The following is a 16,433-nucleotide window of genomic DNA, read 5'->3' as shown; positions in this document are numbered from 1 at the left end:
GTGTTGCCGCCGTTGCGCCTCGGTGTCCGTGGTGTCAAATGGAACTCACATGCCGTGGTCAGGACATCGTGCGAAACGGTGTTCATGCCGGACTCGCGTAGGAAACGAACCGGAAACAAATGCCCCATATTGCTGGTGCATGAGCGACGGAAGCACACCCAGGTTCCTGCAAGGCGTGTTCGAGTTCGAGGGCAACGGCCTCGACAAACCCACGCTCATCGACGATTCACTGCGCTACGTCGTGCCCGCCGGCGCCGTTACGCAGCCTGTTTACTTTCGCGGCGGCAACGGATGCGACGACATGGTGACAGTCGTGCTGTTCCGCGACGGTCAGCCAATGCGCTACTTCCCGATCGCGGCGAAGGGCGCCACCCACGTCGCATTGCGCGTGGTGGAGGACCTCTTGGGTGACACGGTGCTGGAACTGTTCGTCGCCGCGCCGACCGGCTCTGCGGGCACAGTCGTGATCGACCTGGGCTTGGTGGAGTTCTGATGCCGCGACTCGTCGTCGTCGGTAACGGGATGGCGGGGATTCGCGCCATCGAGGAGGTACTCGCCCGCGGCGGCGGCGACATGTTCGACATCACCGTCTTCGGCGACGAGCCGTACGGCAACTACAACCGCATTCTGTTGTCGAATGTCCTCGCCGGCAGCGATGATCCGGCAGAGATCTACCTCAATGCGTTGGACTGGTACTCCGACAACCGCATCGACCTCCGGGCTGGTGTGCGGGTGGTGCGGATCGATACGTTCGCACACCTCGTGCACGCCAACGACGGCACCAGCATGCGCTACGACAAGCTGATCCTGGCAACCGGCAGCCGGTCGTTCTTCCCTCCGATGACCGGGCTGTGGGCCGACGACAAAACGCTGGCCGACGGCGTGTTCGGCTTCCGCACCCTCGACGACACGGCGTCGATGATCTCCGAGGCCGTCAACCGAACCAAGGCCGTCGTCATCGGCGGCGGGCTGCTTGGCCTCGAGGCCGCGCGCGGACTGCAGAGCCGCGGGCTGACCGTCGACGTGGTGCACGCGGCTCCGACGCTGATGAATGCCCAACTCGATGACCTGGCCGGCGCCATTCTGCGCAAATCGGTGGAGAACATCGGCATATCCGTCCACGTCGAGAAGATCACAACGGAGATCGTCGCCGAGAACGGACGACTGTCGGCAATCGTCTTCTCCGATGGCACCTCGATCGATTGCGACATGCTGGTCATCGCCGCAGGCATCCGGCCCAACGTGGGCCTCGCGCAGCGCGCCGGCCTGACCGTCGAACGCGCCATCGTCACCGACGACCAGATGCGTTCCGTCGACGACGACGACATCTACGTCGTCGGCGAGTGCGCGCAACACCGCGGCCAGGTATACGGGCTGGTCGCGCCACTGTGGGAGCAGGCCAAGGTACTCGCCGACCAGCTCACCGGCACCGACGTCGGCTCGGCGTACCACGGCTCGCGGATCGCGACGAAGTTGAAGGTGGCCGGTGTCGACGTCGCGTCGATGGGGATCAAGGCGCCGGAGCATCCCGACGACGAGTTCGTCCAGTACTCAGAACCGCGCCACGGCGTCTACAAGACGATCGTCATCCGCGACGGAAAGCTCGTCGGCGCCACGCTGGTTGGCGACGTCAGCAAGGTGTCCTTCCTCACCCAGGCGTTCGACAACGGACTGCCGTTGCCCGACGAGCGGATTTCGCTGATGTTCGACATCGGCACGCCCGACGTCGCGGTGGGGGTCTCCGAGCTCGCCGACGACGCCCAGGTCTGCAACTGCAATGGGGTCAGCAAGGGCGCGCTCGTCGCCTGCGTGCGCGACGGCACGACGTCCGTCACCGGGGTGATGGCGAAGACCAAGGCGGGCAAGGGCTGCGGGTCGTGCAAGGAACTCGTCGGCCAGGTCGTGGCGTGGGCGGCCGAGGGTGCCGTCACCGAGGATCCGTCCGCTTCCTGGTACGTGCCGGGCGTCCCGTACGACAAGCAGACGTTGATGGGGTTGATTCGCGACCTCCAATTGCATTCGGTGTCATCGGTGTTCGCCGCGTTGGCCCCCGACGGCCGGGAGGACGCCGGATCCAAGATGGCGCTCGCGTCGCTGCTCGAGATGATGTGGGCCGACGAGTTCGTCGACGAGCGCGACGCGCGCTTCATCAACGACCGCGTGCACGCCAACATCCAGCGCGACGGCACGTTCTCGGTGGTGCCGCAGATGAAGGGCGGCGTGACGAACGTGGCTCAGCTGCGCCGGATCGCCGACGTGGCCGAGAAGTACGAAGTTCCGATGATCAAGCTCACCGGCGGCCAGCGCATCGACCTGCTCGGCATTCGCAAGGAGGACCTCCCGTCGGTCTGGGCGGATCTCGACATGCCGTCGGGGTACGCGTACGGGAAGAGCTTCCGCACCGTGAAGACCTGTGTGGGAAGCGATTTCTGCCGTTACGGCGTTGGCGACTCGACCGCGCTCGGCATCGCCCTCGAGGAGCGCTATCAGGGCTTGGCCAGTCCGGCGAAGATGAAGCTCGCCGTCACGGGCTGCCCGCGCAACTGCGCCGAGGCACTGTGCAAGGACCTCGGCGTCGTGGCGGTCGACGGTGGCCGCTGGGAGATCTACGTCGGCGGCGCGGCGGGCGCGCACATCCGCAAGGGCGACCTGCTCGCGATCGTCGACAGTGCCGCCGAGGTGATGACGTTGACCGGCCGGTTCCTGCAGTACTACCGCGAGAACGCCAACTGGCTGGAACGGACCTACGCCTTCGTGCCGAGGGTCGGAATTGAGAAGGTCCGCGCCGTGGTCGTCGACGACGCCGACGGCATTGCCGAGCAACTCGACGCGAACATGACGAAGTCCGTTGACGCCTACCGTGATCCGTGGCAGGACGGTCGAGAACCGGTCACGCAGGGACAGTTCCGGACGTCGTTGCCGCTGCTTCCACTCCCCCAGGTGCCGGTCCGATGAGCGAGCTGGCACTCGGACCGCTCGACGAGATTCCGCCCGGCGAGGGCCGCACTTTCGCGGTCGACGGGGAGCAGATCGCCGTGTTCCGGTTGCGGGACGGCACGCTGCGCGCCATCGACGCCATCTGCCCTCACCGCGGCGGACCGCTGGCCGACGGGTTGGCCGACGACTCAGTAGTGGTGTGCCCGTTGCACGGTCACACCTTCGACATGTGCACGGGAGCCGAGGCCGGTGGCAGCGGACTGTCGGTGCGCAGCTTCCCGGTGTCGGCGGTCGACGGCGTCATCCGGATCACGCATCCGTCGTAAGTCCCCGACACGACGGGTAGGCCCCTCCGCCGAAGGGGCCCACCGCCGTTCGCTCGCTACTTTTCGGATCCTCCCGAGCCGGATCCGCCTGATTCGGAGCCGCCCGATTCGTGTGCGGATCCCGATGCGGCGCCTGCGGACACCGACTCACCACCGGCCGCGTCTCCGCCGGACTTCGACTCGGTCTTGGCCTTGGTCTTCGGCTCGACCTTGTTCCCGTCCTTGGCCGCACTTGCGTCCTTGGCCGCAGTTGCGTCCTTGCTAGTGGTATCGGACTTCGCGGTGGTGCTGGACTTCGGCTCGGTCTTGTTGCCGTCCTTGGCAGCGGCGTCATCCTTGCTGCCTGCGTCGGCACCCTTGGTGCTGGACTCGGCCGCTGACGATTCGTCTGCTGCGGCCTTCGCCTCCGTGCTCGAGTCGTCCTTGCTCGACAGCGTCACCGACGTCGTTCCTGCGCTTGGCGAACTGCCAGTCAGGCTTTGGACGTTGGCGATGTCGTCTTGGGCGGGCACACTCGCCTGCAGCGCCGCCGGCTGGGCGATGATCCCCGCCGCCGTGGAAACGGTGTCGACCACGGTGGCCGTGACGGTGCCTACGGTCTGCAGGCCGACACTGCCTACGGCGCCTGCGGTTGCCAAACCCTGAGCACCGGTAGCGGTTACTCCCGCGAGCGCCTGCGCGCCCGTGGCCGTGGCACCCGCGAGCGCCTGCGCTGCCGTTGCGGTCCCACCGGCGAGCGCCTGCGCTGCCGTGGCGGTCCCACCGGCAAGGGCCTGCGCGCCCGTGGCCGTCACACCCGCGAGTGCTTGAGCGCCGGTGGCTCCGGCGCCTGCGAGTCCTTGGGCGACCGCGCCAACACCGCCGGTGGCGAGCGACTGCAGCGCCACCGCGTAACTTGCCGGGTTGAACGGATTGGCGAGGACTGCGGCCAGCGCGTTCACCCCGCCGGCGAGCAGCGTGGCGCCCGCCGCGGTCGCGGTTGCGAGTGCCGTGGCCCCGGTGACGCCAAGGGCTTGAAGCCCTGTCGCACCCGTAACCCCCAGAGCCGCAAGCCCCGTCGCACCCGTAACCCCCAGAGCCGCAAGCCCCGTCGCACCCGTGACGCCGAGCGCCTGAAGCGCCGTCGCACCGGTGACGCCAACGGCCTGGAGTGCGGTGGCGCCGGTCGTTCCCAGCCCACTGAGCCCGACCGCGCCGGCGGTCTGCAGCCCCGTCAGGGTCTGCTCGAGCGCCAACCCACCGCCTGCGACGACGACGCCGACCGCGGCCGCGAGATCTCCCGGAGTCACCGCCAAGGTGGACACCGGCGCATCTGCCGCCGGGGCCGCCAAGGCACTGGCCGACACGGCACTAAAGGGCGCCACCGGAGCGGGTCCGACGATCAAGCCAAGAGCCGTCGCGATGGCCGCGGACAGCGTGGCGCCGATGCCGCCAACGGTGGCGAGCGTGGTGGCACCTGCGGCGCCCAATCCGGCGAGCGTCGTCGCACCCGCGGCACCGAGACTGGCCAACGTCGTGGCACCGGCGGTTCCGAGCGTGGCGAGGGTGGTGGCACCGACCAGGTTGACGGTGCCCAATGCGGTGGCGACCGTCGTACCCACACCCGCTAGCCCAAGGGCGCCTGCGTTGCCGAGTCCTCCAAGCCCCGCAGTCAGGGCGGCCGTACCGCCGGTGAGTAGCGAACCAAGTGCCACCGCGTAGTTCGCGGGATTCAACGGGTTGGCCAGGATGGCGCCAATCGCGCCAACGCCGCCGCCGAGCAATGATGCCGTGGCGACCCCTGCGGTCGCCAGGCCCGTGGCGCCGACCGCGCCTAGAGTGCTCAACCCGTTGGCGCCCGTGAGCGTGAGTCCTGCAAGCGCCTGCGCGCCAGCACCTCCAAGGCCAGCGAGGGCCTGCGTGCCCGCGATACCCAGCCCGGCCAGCGCTTGCGTTGCGCCCACGCCGGCGGCCGCCAGAGCCTGCGTGCCCGCGGTCGCCAACCCGACGTAGCCCAGGTTGAGGGCATTGGCCGCGCCCGCTGCCAGGACGCCGATCGCGGCGAGGATGTCATCGGGTGCCAACGATGCGAGCGCCGTGTTGACCGTGAGCCCCAACGTGCTGCCCACGGCGCCGATGGTGGCCAGCGCCGTGCTGCCCGTCAGGCCAAGCGTGGCGAGCGTCTGCGCGCCCGTCGCGCCAAGCCCCGCCACGCCCTGAGCCACCCCCGTCGCGCCGCCGGCGATCAGGAGCGCGAGCGCCGCAGGGTACGCGCCCGGATTCAGTGGGTTGGAGGCGATGGCCGCCAACGAAGCCAGCCCCGTCGCCGTCAGCGTGGTTGCAGTGGTACCGACGGTGGCCACCGCGGTCGCGCCCGCGCCGCTGAGGCCGGCGAGTGCCTGCGCCCCGGCCAACCCCAGGCCTTGCGCACCGACTGCGACGGCGGCCGACCCGCCGGCGACCAGGTCGGCGAGCGCCGCCGCCAGTCCGGTCGGCGTGTATTCGGCGAAGACTGACGGAAGCTCGCCGGCCTTGATGGTGATGTCGGGCGCAGGAGGCGCCATTGGGCTCATCGCGATGGCAGTTGCTCCAACCAGAGCAACGCCAGCGGAAAGTGGTGAACGAACGGCAAGTTGCATGTCAACCCCTAGAGAAGTGCACAACCGGAACAGCAAACAAGTTACCTCACAAAAGTGCCCACTTGAGCGACTTTTCTCAAAGTCAGTCTGTCCATTGTTTTGAACACATCTATGGTTTGCCCTAGCATCATTAGTGGCGGACGTTGCCATGATCGTGTAGCGGCGACTATCGGCAACTAAAAGATTCGAGGCAATGGCACGCATCAGGAGCAGCGCTGGCTCATATTTGGTACGGACGAATCAAAATTCGCCGTACTGACGTGCTGGTGCCGACTTCACTGATCAATCCGGTACTTTCTCATCAACGGATTTGCGGCGTTGGGCGAACGCGTACACGGTCGGCCGCGCCGGCAACCGATGGGCAGCAACGCGTCTGATCTGTTGACAGCCAACCGGTACACGTATCGATCTCCGTCAAGTGTTCGCTGTCCGACCAGGCCAGTGGCGGACCTTTGCGCTCGATCGGCCGACACGCCGGGGGTGTGCGTCGAGGACCCCGCCGCCACTTTGCTCACTACCCCAAAACCCCGCGGTAGCTCGATCAACCCCACGAATGAGACCATTCGCCTCGAACGCAACACGAATTGATTCATCGTGGATCATTCGTCTCCGTCATCATCGTGACCATTTGCGCACAACCTCACAGGTCGACACATTCCGCACCAGATCACTGATCTCTTACAGTTTGCGAGCGTATCGTAAACATCGTCCACTTTGAGTGGTCGCGCGATACTACACGTCCACCAAATTGCTCGCTCTCAGCAAACTCACTGCGACCGTGGAGGCGCCTTCAATCGGCGATCGGGCCGAAGCTCCGACAATCGCCAACGCCACTCGGTATCGACCGTTGCCCGCGGCGGCCACCCATCGCAGGTGTAAAGATTCCGTTCGGACAGTGGCTGCACGGATGGCGCCGGTATTGATTGGTGCGGTGACGGACTCGGCGCGGCCGCCCACGGTGGCCGGCCGAACACAGCCGGTTCGCCTCGCGATCGTGGTGGGCGCGCTCGGTGTCGTGTTCGGCGATATCGGTACCAGCCCGATCTACACCATCCAGACCGTCTTCAACCCGAACGACCCACACCCCGTACCGCTCACGCCCGACAACCTCTATGGCGTGGTGTCCGTCATCTTCTGGTCGGTGATGATCATCGTCACGTTGACCTACGTCACGCTGGTGATGCGCGCGGACAACAACGGCGAGGGCGGCATCATGGCGCTCATCACGCTGCTGCGCCGATGGAGCGATGACCGAGGTCGGCGCGCAGCAACGATATTGGCGGCGCTCGGCATCTTCGGTGCCGCACTCTTCTTCGGCGACAGCATGATCACCCCGGCGATCTCCGTGCTGTCCGCCGTCGAAGGGCTCAAGGTGGTGGAGCCAGGCTTCGAAGCCTGGGTGGTGCGCCGCCGACGGAATCTTCCACGTCAGCACCCGCTACGGCTACATGGAGACACCGAACGTCCCCGCCGCGTTGCACCTGGTCGACCAAACTCAGACCGAGGGCCCGATCGCCATCGACGACGCGTCGTACTTCCTGTCTCGGGTCGAGCTCAAGAAGGGCAGCGAGGACATCATGAGCGCGTGGCGCAAGCGGCTCTTCATCGCCACGTCTCACGTCACCGCCGACGCCGCCGAGTACTTCGGATTGCCACCCAGCAGAACGGTGATCATCGGGTCACGCGTCGAGGTGTGATCACTCCTCGTCGGGCTTGACCGCCAACACCGGCTTGGGGCATTCCAACAGCACCTGCTGGGACACGCTGCCCAACAACAGCTTTCCCACCGGATTGCGGTGCTTGAGCCCGATCACCAGCAGTTCGGCCTCGGGTCGGCTCATCGCTTCCAGCAGCGCGTCGGCGGCGTACACGCCAACCGGCTGCTCGAGTTCGAACGGCACGCCGCACGTGCTGAGCCGCGCCTTGACGTCACGCACCTGCGCGGGCTGCGCGAACGCGGCGTCCACGTACGAGTCCCCCGCTGTCGAGTTGATCACCAGGACGTCGGTATCGCGGACTCGAGCTTCGGCGATGCCCGCGTCCAACGCCGCCCTGCCGAATGTGTCTGCGGTGTAACCAATCACGATCACGCTTGGGCCTTCTCTCGTTGATCCTTGTCGTCCTCGACGATGAGCAACGACTCCTCGTCGCGGTGCAGCAGCCTCAGCACCAGTGGGATGAGCAGCAGTATCGCCATGCAGACGTAGGTGATGATCGCCACCGGCTCGGTGAACAGGCTGCTCCAGTCGCCGCCGCCGAGCTGAAGGCTCTGCCGCAGTTGACGTTCGATGCGTGGCCCGAGGATGACGCCGATGATCAACGGCAGCACCGGCAAGCCGAAGCGGCGCATCATCAGCCCGAGCAGACCGAATATCAGCAGCAGCGCAAGGTCGAGCGGCTGGACGTTCACCGCGAACGCGCCGAGCGTAGCGAAGAAGAGGATGCCTGCATAGAGGTAGGGCCGCGGGGTGCGCAGCAGTTTCGCCCACAGCGGCGCAAGCGGCAGGTTGAGCACCAGCAGCAGGAAGTTCCCGATGAACAGGCTGGCGATCAGCGTCCAGATGAGCAGCGGCTCCTTCTCGAACAGCGTTGGGCCAGGCTGGATTCCGTATGACACGAACGCGGTGAGCATGACTGCGGCGGTGGCGTTGGTGGGCAACCCCAGCGACAGCATCGGCACTAGCGTGCCCGCCGCCGACGCGTTGTTGGCCGCCTCCGGCCCGGCGACGCCCTCAATGGCGCCCTTGCCGAACTCCTCCGGATGCTTGGAGAGCTTCTTCTCGGTGATGTAGCTCAGGAACGTCGGCAGCTCGGCGCCGCCGGCGGGCAGTGCACCGAACGGGAAGCCGAACGCGGTGCCGCGCAGCCAGGGCTTCCACGAGCGGCGCCAGTCGTCGCGGCCCATCCACGGACGTCCGACCGGGATCACGTCGGCCGGTTTGCGCCGAAGGTGAGCCGCCACCCACAGTGCCTCACCGAGGGCGAAGATCGCCACCGCGATGACGACGATGTCGATGCCGTCGGCAAGCTGAGGGATGCCGAACGTGGCCCGCGGTTGACCGGTGAGGAAGTCGATGCCCACGATGCCAATGGCCAACCCGAGCACCAGTGAGATCGCCCCACGCAGCTTCGAGGAGCCCAGCACCGCGGTAACCGCAACCAGGGCGAACAGCATGATCGCCAGATACGATGGCGCGCCGAGCGTGACGGCGAAGCGCGAGATCGCGGGGGCGAACGCGGCCAGCAGGATGGTGCCGATGGTGCCTGCGACGAACGAGCCGATGGCCGCCGTGGCCAACGCTTGCGCTGCGCGCCCGGCCTTGGCCATCTTGTTGCCCTCGATCGCGGTGATGACCGACGAGGACTCCCCCGGCGTGTTCAGCAGGATCGACGTGGTCGAGCCTCCGTACATGCCGCCGTAGAAGATGCCCGCGAACATGATGAACGCCGCACTGGGGCTGACGTTGTAGGTAATCGGTAGCAGTAGGGCGACGGTCATCGCAGGGCCGATGCCCGGCAGCACGCCCACCGCGGTACCCAGTAGCACGCCGATGCACGCATACAACAGGTTCATCGGGGTGGCCGCTTCCGCGAACCCCTGCATTAGCCAGTTGAAGTTGTCCATCACAGAATCCCGTCCAAGATGCCTGCGGGCAGCGGGATTCCGAGCCCGGAGTAGAAGGCGTAGAAGCTGGCCAAAGCCAATATCAGGCCGATGACGAAGTTGCGGACGTAGTGCTTGCTGCCGAGAACCGTTGCGGCACCGCCGAAGAACAGCGTGCTCATGATCACCCAACCGAGTGGGTTGACCAACAGGATCATGGCGACGAACAGCGCGATCAAGAGCCCAACGGTGCGCCAGTCGCCCGGCGCGTCGGGATCGATGTCCTCCCCTGCGTCGGCCTGGCCCTTCGATCCGCGCGGGATGGCAATGGCCAAGATCACTGCGAGCAGGAGCGCCGCGACCCCGAGCACCATCGGGAAGAACTTGGGCCCAACGGGATCCACCTTGGCGAAGCCCTCCGACAGCGTCATCGCGCTGTAGACCAGGAACCCGCCGACGATCGCCAGCACGGCGACGACGATGTACTGCGCGTAGTCGACCGACTTCTCCGGCGCTTCCGGCTGCTCCGGCGCTTCAGGGCGGTCCTGCTCCGGGGCGCTCACAGCAACCCCAGCTCGGTCAACGTCGTCGAGACCCGGTTGTCCTGGTCCTTCAGGAACTGTTCGAACTGCGCACCGGTCATGAACGCGTCGGTCCATCCGTTCTTCACCAATGCCTCCTTCCACTGCTGTGTGCCATGCATGTCCTCGAGCACCTTGACCATCGCCGCCTTGGCGTCGTCCGAGATTCCCGGTGGGGCAAGGACTCCGCGCCAGTTGGCGAACGTCAGGTCGATTCCCGACTCCTTCAGCGTCGGGGCGTCGATCCCCTCGACCCGTTCGTCGCTCGACACCGCGAGCACCCGGAGTTGACCGGCCTCGATCTGGTCGATGAGCTCGCCCGGACTCGACGTGCCCACCGTGATCTTCTCGCCGAGCAGCGCGGTCAACAGGTCGCCGCCACCGTCGTAGGTGATGAAGTTGACGCGTTTCGGGTCGACGCCGACCGCTTTCGCCAACTCCATCGGGAACAGGTGATCGGGACCGCCGGGTGACGAACCGCCGCCGATCGTCACCTTGCTCGGATCGGCCTTCCACGCCGTAACGAAGTCACCCACCGTCTTGAACGGTGAGTCGGCGGGCACGAAGACGGCGCCAGGATCTTCGATCAGCTTCGCGATGGCCGTTGCGTCGGATGCCTTGATGTTGGACCCGTTGGTGTAGGTAGCGCCGACGACCCCGAGCCCCATGGTCATCATGAGGTCGTTGTTGCCGCGCTCGTTCATCAGCCGGGCCATCGCGACGGTGCCACCCGCTCCGATGACGTTGAAGACCTCGATGCGACCGGTGATGTGCTCGTCCTGCATGATCTTCACCGCGGTGCGCGCCGTGAGGTCATAGCCGCCGCCCGGGCTGTTGGGCACCATCATGCGCAAGCGGTGCAGGCCCGAGGGGTCGTCGCCGCGGGTCACCCCGCACCCCGTCGCGACGGTCATTGCCAGCAGCACGGCGACCAAGGCGGTTGCGCCTCGCCGTAGTTTCGACACCTCTAGCTCCTTCGCTCAGTGTGATGCTCAGCAATACTGTTCCCTTAAGTGACCCAGGTCACTCTTTAGTTCGCAAAGGAAGTTGTGGTCATTGTGAAAATTGACCGCCCGCGGTCGTTGAGAAGCCTGACCGCGCGCAGCCTGGCCGGCCAGTTCCTGGTGTTCCAGCTGCTGGTGGTCGCGATCGTGCTTGGCGCCGTCGCCGCCGTCTCGGTGGCCCAGTCGACCCGCGAGTTCCGCGAGGTACGCGGGCAGCGCATGATCGCCGTCGCGGAGAACCTCGCGTCGACGCCGATCGTCCGTGACCGCTACGCCGATCCGTTCGCCTCGCGAGTGCTCGCCCCCGACCTCGATCGCGCGGTCGCGTTGTCGGGTGCTCGACTGGTCGAGTTGATCGGTCCCGATGGCTCGGTGCGGGCCTCGACGGATCCGTCCCGGGTCGGCGACCCCGCCGACTTCGGCCGCAGCCGTGTGACGAGCGGTCGGGCCTGGTCGGGCGACCTCGACGTCGAGGGTGCCCACTCCCTCGTGGGCCAGGTGCCCATCCTCTCGACCGACGGTGCGGTGTTGGCCGTGATCTCGGTCAGCGAGCCGTATCCCTCGCTGTGGCAGTCACTCTCCGGCGCGGGCGAACGCCTGCTGGTGTACCTCGGGTTGGGGGCGGCGCTCGGCGTGGTGGCGTCCTGGCTGTTGTCCCGACGCATCAAGCGGCATACGCGGGGGCTCGAAGTGGCCGAGATCGCGGGGCTCGCAGATCACCGGGAAGCGTTGCTGCACAGTATCCGCGAAGGCGTGGTGGCGGTGAACACCAAGGGCGTGATCACGCTTCTGAACGACAGCGCGCAGGAACTGCTCGGGGTGAGCGCGGAGGCCGTGGGACGGCGCGCGGACTCGGTGGGGCTGGACCCGGCAGTCGAGGAGTTTCTGTTGTCCGGTGAGGACGGCCGCGACGTCGTGATCGCCACGCGCACCAAGGTGCTCGCGCTGAACCGGCGAGCGGCCAGCACCCGGGGCGAGCGCATCGGTACCGTCACCACCATGCGCGACAGCACGGAGTTGGCGTCGATGCAGGGCCAACTGTCGTCCCACAAGAGCGTGACCGATACCCTGCGGGCGCAGACCCACGAATTCGCCAACCAGTTGCACACGATCTCCGGTCTGGTCCAACTCGGCGAATACGATTCGGTGCGCGATCTGGTCGGAACGCTGACCCGCCGGCGCGCCGAGATCAGCGATGCCGTCACCCGGCGCATCGCCGATCCCGCGGTCGCGGCGCTGCTGATCGCCAAGACGTCCTTGGCCGCCGAGAGCGGAGTGGCACTGATCATCGACGAGCGCAGCCACCTCGCCGCGCTCGACCCCGCGTTGGCCACCGACGTCATCACGGTGCTGGGCAATCTCGTCGACAACGCCGTCGACGTCTCGGAGGGCTCCGAGCGCAAGGCGGTCATGGTGATCGTGAACGATGCTGACGGACTGACGATTTCGGTCGCCGACTCTGGCCACGGCGTCCCGGAGCATCTGCGGGAGTCGATATTCGCGCGCGGGGTCACCTCGAAACCCGACGTGCCGGGGGGCCGCGGCATCGGGCTGGCGCTCGTCCGACTGGTGAGCGCCCAACTCGGAGGCACGGTCGACGTGTCGGACGGACCGGAGGGCGGCGCGGTGTTCGAGGTGCGACTGCCGCAGGCACACGTCCATGCGTGACGTGCTCGTGGTCGACGACGACTTCATGGTCGCCGAGATTCACCGCAAGTTCGTCGACCGAGTCGATGGGTTCCGCGCCGTCGGCGTGGCCCGCACCGGCGCCGAGGCCTTGGAGCAGGCCGCCGCGCTGCACCCCGACCTGATTCTGCTCGACGTCTACCTCCCCGACATGACCGGGCTTGAGGTGTTGCAGCGCTTGCGATCTGGAGGTGACGGCGTCGGCGTCATCATGATCACGGCCGCGCGCGAGCTCGATACGGTCGCGGGTGCTTTGGACGGCGGTGCGGCCGACTACCTGATCAAACCGTTCGAGTTCGACCAGTTCCAGGCGAAGCTCGTCGCGTTCGCCGCCCGCGTGGACGCGCTGACCTCGGCGACTGGCGTCGACCAGTCCCTCATCGACACGCTGTTCGGCGGCAATTCGGCGCAGCCCGCTCATTCAGAGCCGCTGCCCAAGGGACTCGGCTCCGAGACGGGCAGGCTGGTGCTCGACGCCGTCCGCGTCGCCGGTGAGGCGTCGGCTGCGGAATGTGCTGAACGCGTGGGCATCTCACGCGTCAGCGCGCGACGCTACCTGGAGCACTATCTGAGCGCCGGCGAGTTGACGTTGCGCTTGCAATACGGCGCCGGACGGCCCGAGCGGCGCTACCGGGTCTCCTGATCGCGGCGGTCCTTGACAGCTCTGTCAAGATCGGGCATGCCCTTCCTCCGTCGCGTGCTCGCCGTGGTCAGCGCTTTCCTCGTACTGACCGCCTGCGCACTACCGACGGTTCCGCCCTCATCCCCGCCGCCCACCACGGACACCGCCAAGGTCGACGCCATCACGCGGATCATCGAGCAGACGATGGCGGAGCAGCACTTGAAGGCCGTCATCACGAGGGTGACCCTGGAGGGTCGAGACCTGCTCACCCGCGCCTTCGGCGACTCCATGACGGGCGTGCCCGCCACCACGGCGATGCACTTCCGCAACGGCGCCGTCGCCATTTCGTACGTGTCGACCCTGCTGCTGCGCCTCGCCGACCGGGGCAAGGTCAGCCTCGACGACAAACTGTCGAAGTGGCTTCCCGAGGTGCCGAACTCCGAGCGCGTCACGCTGGGGCAACTGGCCCAGATGACGTCCGGCTACGTCGACTACGTCATCGGCAATACCGAGTTCAGCAAGGCGCTCTACGAGGCTCCGTTCCGCCAGTGGGAACCCGACCAGCTGCTCGGCTTCGCGACCTCGCGACCGCTGCTCTACGACCCCGGGACCAACTGGAACTACGCCCACACCAACTACGTGCTGCTGGGCAAGGCGCTCGAGAAGGCGACGGGCGAGGACATGCCCACGCTGCTCAGGGACGAAGTGCTCAAACCGCTTGGGCTGACCAACACCGCCAACTCGTTCACCCCGGAGATCCCGACGCCCGTCCTGCACGCGTTCACGAGCGAACGCCGCGAGGCGCTCGGAATTCCCAGTGGCACACCGTTCTACGAGGAATCCACCTATTGGAACCCGTCGTGGACCATCACGCATGGGGCGATCCAGACCACCAACGTCTACGACATGGAGGCCAGCGCGGCCGCGATCGGATCGGGCAAGCTGCTGTCCAAGGAGTCCTACCAGAAGATGGTGTCGACCGACCTGCGCGGCAAGACTCGTGCGCAGCCGGGATGCACCACCTGCGCGGAGCTCAACGACGTCTACACCTACGGGATGGGGATCGTCATCTCCGGCGATTGGCTGCTCCAGAACCCGCTGTTCGCGGGCGAAGCCGGCGTCATGGCCTACCTGCCGTCCAAGAAGATCGCCATCGCCGTGGCCGTCACGTATGAGCCCGAGGCGTTCGACGAGCAGGGCAACTACGCCAACGCGGCCGACGTGCTCTTCCGCGCCATCGGTCGCGAACTCGCCCCCGAGGACGCCCCTCCGACACCCCCCAAGTGAATCGGGGCCACCTAAGGTTGGCTGGTGGCACGCCGAGTCCTCTTCATCGTCAACGACCCAGTAGCACCCCCGGCCATGCTCGGCGACGTGTTCGCCGACTTCGGATACGACGTCGACACGTTCGCCGTCGTCGGACAGCACCAGGTCGAGCACCCCGCCGTCACCGTGCGGTTTCCCGACCCCCTCGACTACGACGTCGTCGTCCCCCTCGGGGCCCGCTGGGCGGTCTACGACGAGCAACTGAAGCAAAGCTGGGTGGCCGACGAAATGGCGCTGGTGCGCACCGCAGACGCCGCAGGGATCGGGGTTCTCGGCGTCTGCTTCGGCGGACAATTGGTCGCGCAGACGTTCGGCGGCACCGTCCAACGCTCGGCGGACCCCGAGCTCGGCTGGCACGAGCTCACCACGGACGCGCCGGACCTGATCCCCGACGGTCCATGGTTCCAGTGGCACTTCGACCGTTTCGACGTACCGCCGGGCGCGATCGAACTGGCCCGCAACGGCCGTGCGGCACAGGCTTTCGTGATCGGTCACAGCGCGGGGCTTCAGTTCCATCCCGAGCTCGACGGTCCGCTGCTGGAGGCATGGCTCGCCAACGATGAGCCCGAGGTCATCGCGATGGGCTTGACCCCCGACGAATTGCGTTCGGAGACAGCGAAGTTGCAGTCGGATGCCGCTGGTCGACTGCGCACCCTGGTGCGGGGCTTCCTGGACCGCGTGGCCCATAAGCCGTGACCTAGGAGCGTTCCGCGCATAGGCTGGTGGCTTGGGAAGTTCAACCGTCCACCGGACCTTCCGGGATCGCCGCGAGGCGGGCCGCGTCCTCGCTGGGCAGTTGTCGGCCTACCGCGGGCGCTCCGACGTCGTGGTGCTCGGACTCGCCCGCGGCGGCGTGCCGGTGGGTTGGGAGGTCGCCGCGGGGCTCGGGGTGCCGCTAGACGTCTTCCTGGTCCGCAAGCTCGGTGTTCCACAATGGCCCGAGTTGGCGATGGGCGCGATCGCCTCGGGCGGGGCCGTGGTGATCAACGAGTCGGTCGTGCAGAGCCTGCATATCACCGACGAGCAGCTGCGAGAGGCGATGGCCCGCGAGACCGCGGAGCTCGAGCGGCGGGAACTCGCCTACCGCGGCGGAAGGGATGCGGTGGAGCTGCGCGCGAAGACCGTCATCCTGGTCGACGACGGCATCGCCACCGGTGCGAGCATGCGCTCCGCGCTTCGGGCGGTGCGGACGGCCGCGCCGAGTCAGGTCGTCGTCGCGGTGCCCGTGGCCCCGAGACGAGAGTGCCGCCGGCTGCGGCCAGAGGCCGACGATGTGGTGTGTGCGGCCTGCCCCGCCAACTTCGAAGCCGTCGGTCAGGTGTTCGGCGACTTCCACCAGGTCACCGACGACGAAGTGCGCGCTCTACTGCACACCCCGACGATGGCCTAGTCGTGTTTGGCGGTGTCCGCGTCGCCGTCGTCGGTCTGGTCGGTCGACACCGCGACGGTCTCGGCTTCGACGGCTTCGTGGACCTCGGTCGCGGGCTCGTCGGGATAGTCCTCGGCAGTCTCGAAGACCGTGGTCTCGTCGTCGTGCCCGGCCTCCTCATCGGAGGTGTCGGAGTCGGTGCCAGCGGAACGTTCGCGCACGGCGTCGACTATCAGCAACAGCACGCCGATAACACTGGCTCCGATACAGACCCAGGCGATCAACTCGTTGCTGGTGACGACAGCCACGACGAGCGCGGCCAACCCGATTACGGCCAGGACGAGCGCAATGATCAGCATC

15 protein-coding genes and 1 pseudogene are annotated in these 16,433 nt (G+C 66.9%); 10 read left to right on the top strand and 6 right to left on the bottom strand.

Annotation, left to right across the window (positions count from 1 at the left end; all coding sequences use genetic code 11):
• Positions 1 to 139 precede the first annotated feature (139 nt).
• From SLQ33_RS01770 to SLQ33_RS01760, 3 genes are read left to right on the top strand one after another with little or no spacing between them, the layout of a single operon-like run.
• Entirely contained in the window at positions 140 to 493 is a 354-nt protein-coding gene (locus SLQ33_RS01770) for a molybdopterin oxidoreductase (protein WP_319452054.1), read from the top strand.
• On the top strand, positions 493 to 2,955 hold the full coding sequence (nirB, locus tag SLQ33_RS01765) for a nitrite reductase large subunit NirB (RefSeq protein ID WP_319452053.1): 2,463 nt from the start codon (positions 493 to 495) through the stop codon (positions 2,953 to 2,955). The genes SLQ33_RS01770 and nirB overlap by 1 nt, the downstream gene beginning before the upstream one ends.
• Complete coding sequence (locus tag SLQ33_RS01760; protein ID WP_319452052.1) at positions 2,952 to 3,263, top strand: Rieske (2Fe-2S) protein; 312 nt, start codon at positions 2,952 to 2,954, stop codon at positions 3,261 to 3,263. The genes nirB and SLQ33_RS01760 overlap by 4 nt, the downstream gene beginning before the upstream one ends.
• A gap of 56 nt (positions 3,264 to 3,319) precedes the next feature.
• Here the strand turns inward: SLQ33_RS01760 and SLQ33_RS01755 are convergent, their stop codons facing one another.
• The gene (locus tag SLQ33_RS01755; RefSeq protein WP_319452051.1) at positions 3,320 to 5,806 is read right to left on the bottom strand and encodes a hypothetical protein; all 2,487 of its coding nucleotides are present in this window, start codon (positions 5,804 to 5,806) and stop codon (positions 3,320 to 3,322) included.
• Between the two features lie 982 nt (positions 5,807 to 6,788).
• On the opposite strand from SLQ33_RS01755, the pseudogene SLQ33_RS01750 reads away from it, so the two are divergent.
• A pseudogene (locus tag SLQ33_RS01750) lies at positions 6,789 to 7,286 on the top strand (KUP/HAK/KT family potassium transporter); the annotation flags it as partial.
• Positions 7,287 to 7,329: 43 nt separating this feature from the next.
• Entirely contained in the window at positions 7,330 to 7,578 is a 249-nt protein-coding gene (locus tag SLQ33_RS01745; RefSeq protein ID WP_319452568.1) for a KUP/HAK/KT family potassium transporter, read from the top strand.
• On the opposite strand, the gene SLQ33_RS01740 is transcribed toward SLQ33_RS01745, so the two are convergent.
• From SLQ33_RS01740 to SLQ33_RS01725, 4 genes are read right to left on the bottom strand one after another with little or no spacing between them, the layout of a single operon-like run.
• Positions 7,579 to 7,971, bottom strand: coding sequence for a universal stress protein (locus SLQ33_RS01740; RefSeq protein ID WP_319452050.1), 393 nt, complete (start codon positions 7,969 to 7,971; stop codon positions 7,579 to 7,581). It lies immediately after the preceding gene.
• Complete coding sequence (locus SLQ33_RS01735; RefSeq protein ID WP_319452049.1) at positions 7,968 to 9,506, bottom strand: tripartite tricarboxylate transporter permease; 1,539 nt, start codon at positions 9,504 to 9,506, stop codon at positions 7,968 to 7,970. The genes SLQ33_RS01740 and SLQ33_RS01735 overlap by 4 nt, the downstream gene beginning before the upstream one ends.
• Positions 9,506 to 10,048, bottom strand: coding sequence for a tripartite tricarboxylate transporter TctB family protein (locus tag SLQ33_RS01730; protein ID WP_319452048.1), 543 nt, complete (start codon positions 10,046 to 10,048; stop codon positions 9,506 to 9,508). The genes SLQ33_RS01735 and SLQ33_RS01730 overlap by 1 nt, the downstream gene beginning before the upstream one ends.
• Positions 10,045 to 10,980, bottom strand: a complete 936-nt coding sequence (locus SLQ33_RS01725; RefSeq protein WP_319452535.1) for a Bug family tripartite tricarboxylate transporter substrate binding protein — start codon at positions 10,978 to 10,980, stop codon at positions 10,045 to 10,047. Before SLQ33_RS01725 ends, SLQ33_RS01730 begins: the two co-directional genes overlap by 4 nt.
• A gap of 168 nt (positions 10,981 to 11,148) precedes the next feature.
• Between SLQ33_RS01725 and SLQ33_RS01720 the strand changes: the two genes are divergently transcribed.
• The 5 genes from SLQ33_RS01720 to SLQ33_RS01700 are packed head-to-tail and all read left to right on the top strand — an operon-like array spanning position 11,149 to position 16,094.
• Positions 11,149 to 12,738 (top strand): ATP-binding protein, encoded by a 1,590-nt coding sequence (locus SLQ33_RS01720; RefSeq protein WP_319452534.1) that lies wholly within the window; start codon positions 11,149 to 11,151, stop codon positions 12,736 to 12,738.
• Entirely contained in the window at positions 12,731 to 13,399 is a 669-nt protein-coding gene (locus SLQ33_RS01715; protein WP_319452047.1) for a response regulator, read from the top strand. The genes SLQ33_RS01720 and SLQ33_RS01715 overlap by 8 nt, the downstream gene beginning before the upstream one ends.
• A gap of 36 nt (positions 13,400 to 13,435) precedes the next feature.
• A complete protein-coding gene (locus SLQ33_RS01710; protein ID WP_319452046.1) occupies positions 13,436 to 14,665 on the top strand; it encodes a serine hydrolase domain-containing protein in 1,230 nt (409 codons plus the stop codon).
• Between the two features lie 24 nt (positions 14,666 to 14,689).
• Complete coding sequence (locus SLQ33_RS01705) at positions 14,690 to 15,400, top strand: type 1 glutamine amidotransferase (RefSeq protein ID WP_319452045.1); 711 nt, start codon at positions 14,690 to 14,692, stop codon at positions 15,398 to 15,400.
• Positions 15,401 to 15,431: 31 nt separating this feature from the next.
• On the top strand, positions 15,432 to 16,094 hold the full coding sequence (locus SLQ33_RS01700) for a phosphoribosyltransferase (RefSeq protein WP_319452044.1): 663 nt from the start codon (positions 15,432 to 15,434) through the stop codon (positions 16,092 to 16,094).
• Here the strand turns inward: SLQ33_RS01700 and SLQ33_RS01695 are convergent.
• The gene (locus SLQ33_RS01695) at positions 16,091 to 16,432 is read right to left on the bottom strand and encodes a hypothetical protein (RefSeq protein WP_319452043.1); all 342 of its coding nucleotides are present in this window, start codon (positions 16,430 to 16,432) and stop codon (positions 16,091 to 16,093) included. The genes SLQ33_RS01700 and SLQ33_RS01695 overlap by 4 nt on opposite strands.
• Position 16,433 lies beyond the last annotated feature (1 nt).

This window comes from Mycobacterium sp. RTGN6 (assembly GCF_033804605.1).
Classification (GTDB): domain Bacteria; phylum Actinomycetota; class Actinomycetes; order Mycobacteriales; family Mycobacteriaceae; genus Mycobacterium.
Note: the sequence above shows the minus strand (reverse complement) of the source record. Positions and strands in the feature narration are given on the sequence as shown.

Excerpts from the sequence above, each read along its gene's own strand:
- SLQ33_RS01770 (WP_319452054.1), top strand. The coding sequence starts at position 140 with ATGAGCGACGGAAGCACACCCAGGTTCCTGCAAGGCGTGTTCGAGTTC.
- nirB (WP_319452053.1), top strand. The coding sequence starts at position 493 with ATGCCGCGACTCGTCGTCGTCGGTAACGGGATGGCGGGGATTCGCGCC.
- SLQ33_RS01760 (WP_319452052.1), top strand. The coding sequence starts at position 2,952 with ATGAGCGAGCTGGCACTCGGACCGCTCGACGAGATTCCGCCCGGCGAG.
- SLQ33_RS01755 (WP_319452051.1), bottom strand. The coding sequence starts at position 5,806 with ATGGCGCCTCCTGCGCCCGACATCACCATCAAGGCCGGCGAGCTTCCG.
- SLQ33_RS01745 (WP_319452568.1), top strand. The coding sequence starts at position 7,330 with ATGGAGACACCGAACGTCCCCGCCGCGTTGCACCTGGTCGACCAAACT.
- SLQ33_RS01735 (WP_319452049.1), bottom strand. The coding sequence starts at position 9,506 with ATGGACAACTTCAACTGGCTAATGCAGGGGTTCGCGGAAGCGGCCACC.
- SLQ33_RS01725 (WP_319452535.1), bottom strand. The coding sequence starts at position 10,980 with ATGACCGTCGCGACGGGGTGCGGGGTGACCCGCGGCGACGACCCCTCG.
- SLQ33_RS01715 (WP_319452047.1), top strand. The coding sequence starts at position 12,731 with ATGCGTGACGTGCTCGTGGTCGACGACGACTTCATGGTCGCCGAGATT.
- SLQ33_RS01710 (WP_319452046.1), top strand. The coding sequence starts at position 13,436 with ATGCCCTTCCTCCGTCGCGTGCTCGCCGTGGTCAGCGCTTTCCTCGTA.
- SLQ33_RS01695 (WP_319452043.1), bottom strand. The coding sequence starts at position 16,432 with ATGCTGATCATTGCGCTCGTCCTGGCCGTAATCGGGTTGGCCGCGCTC.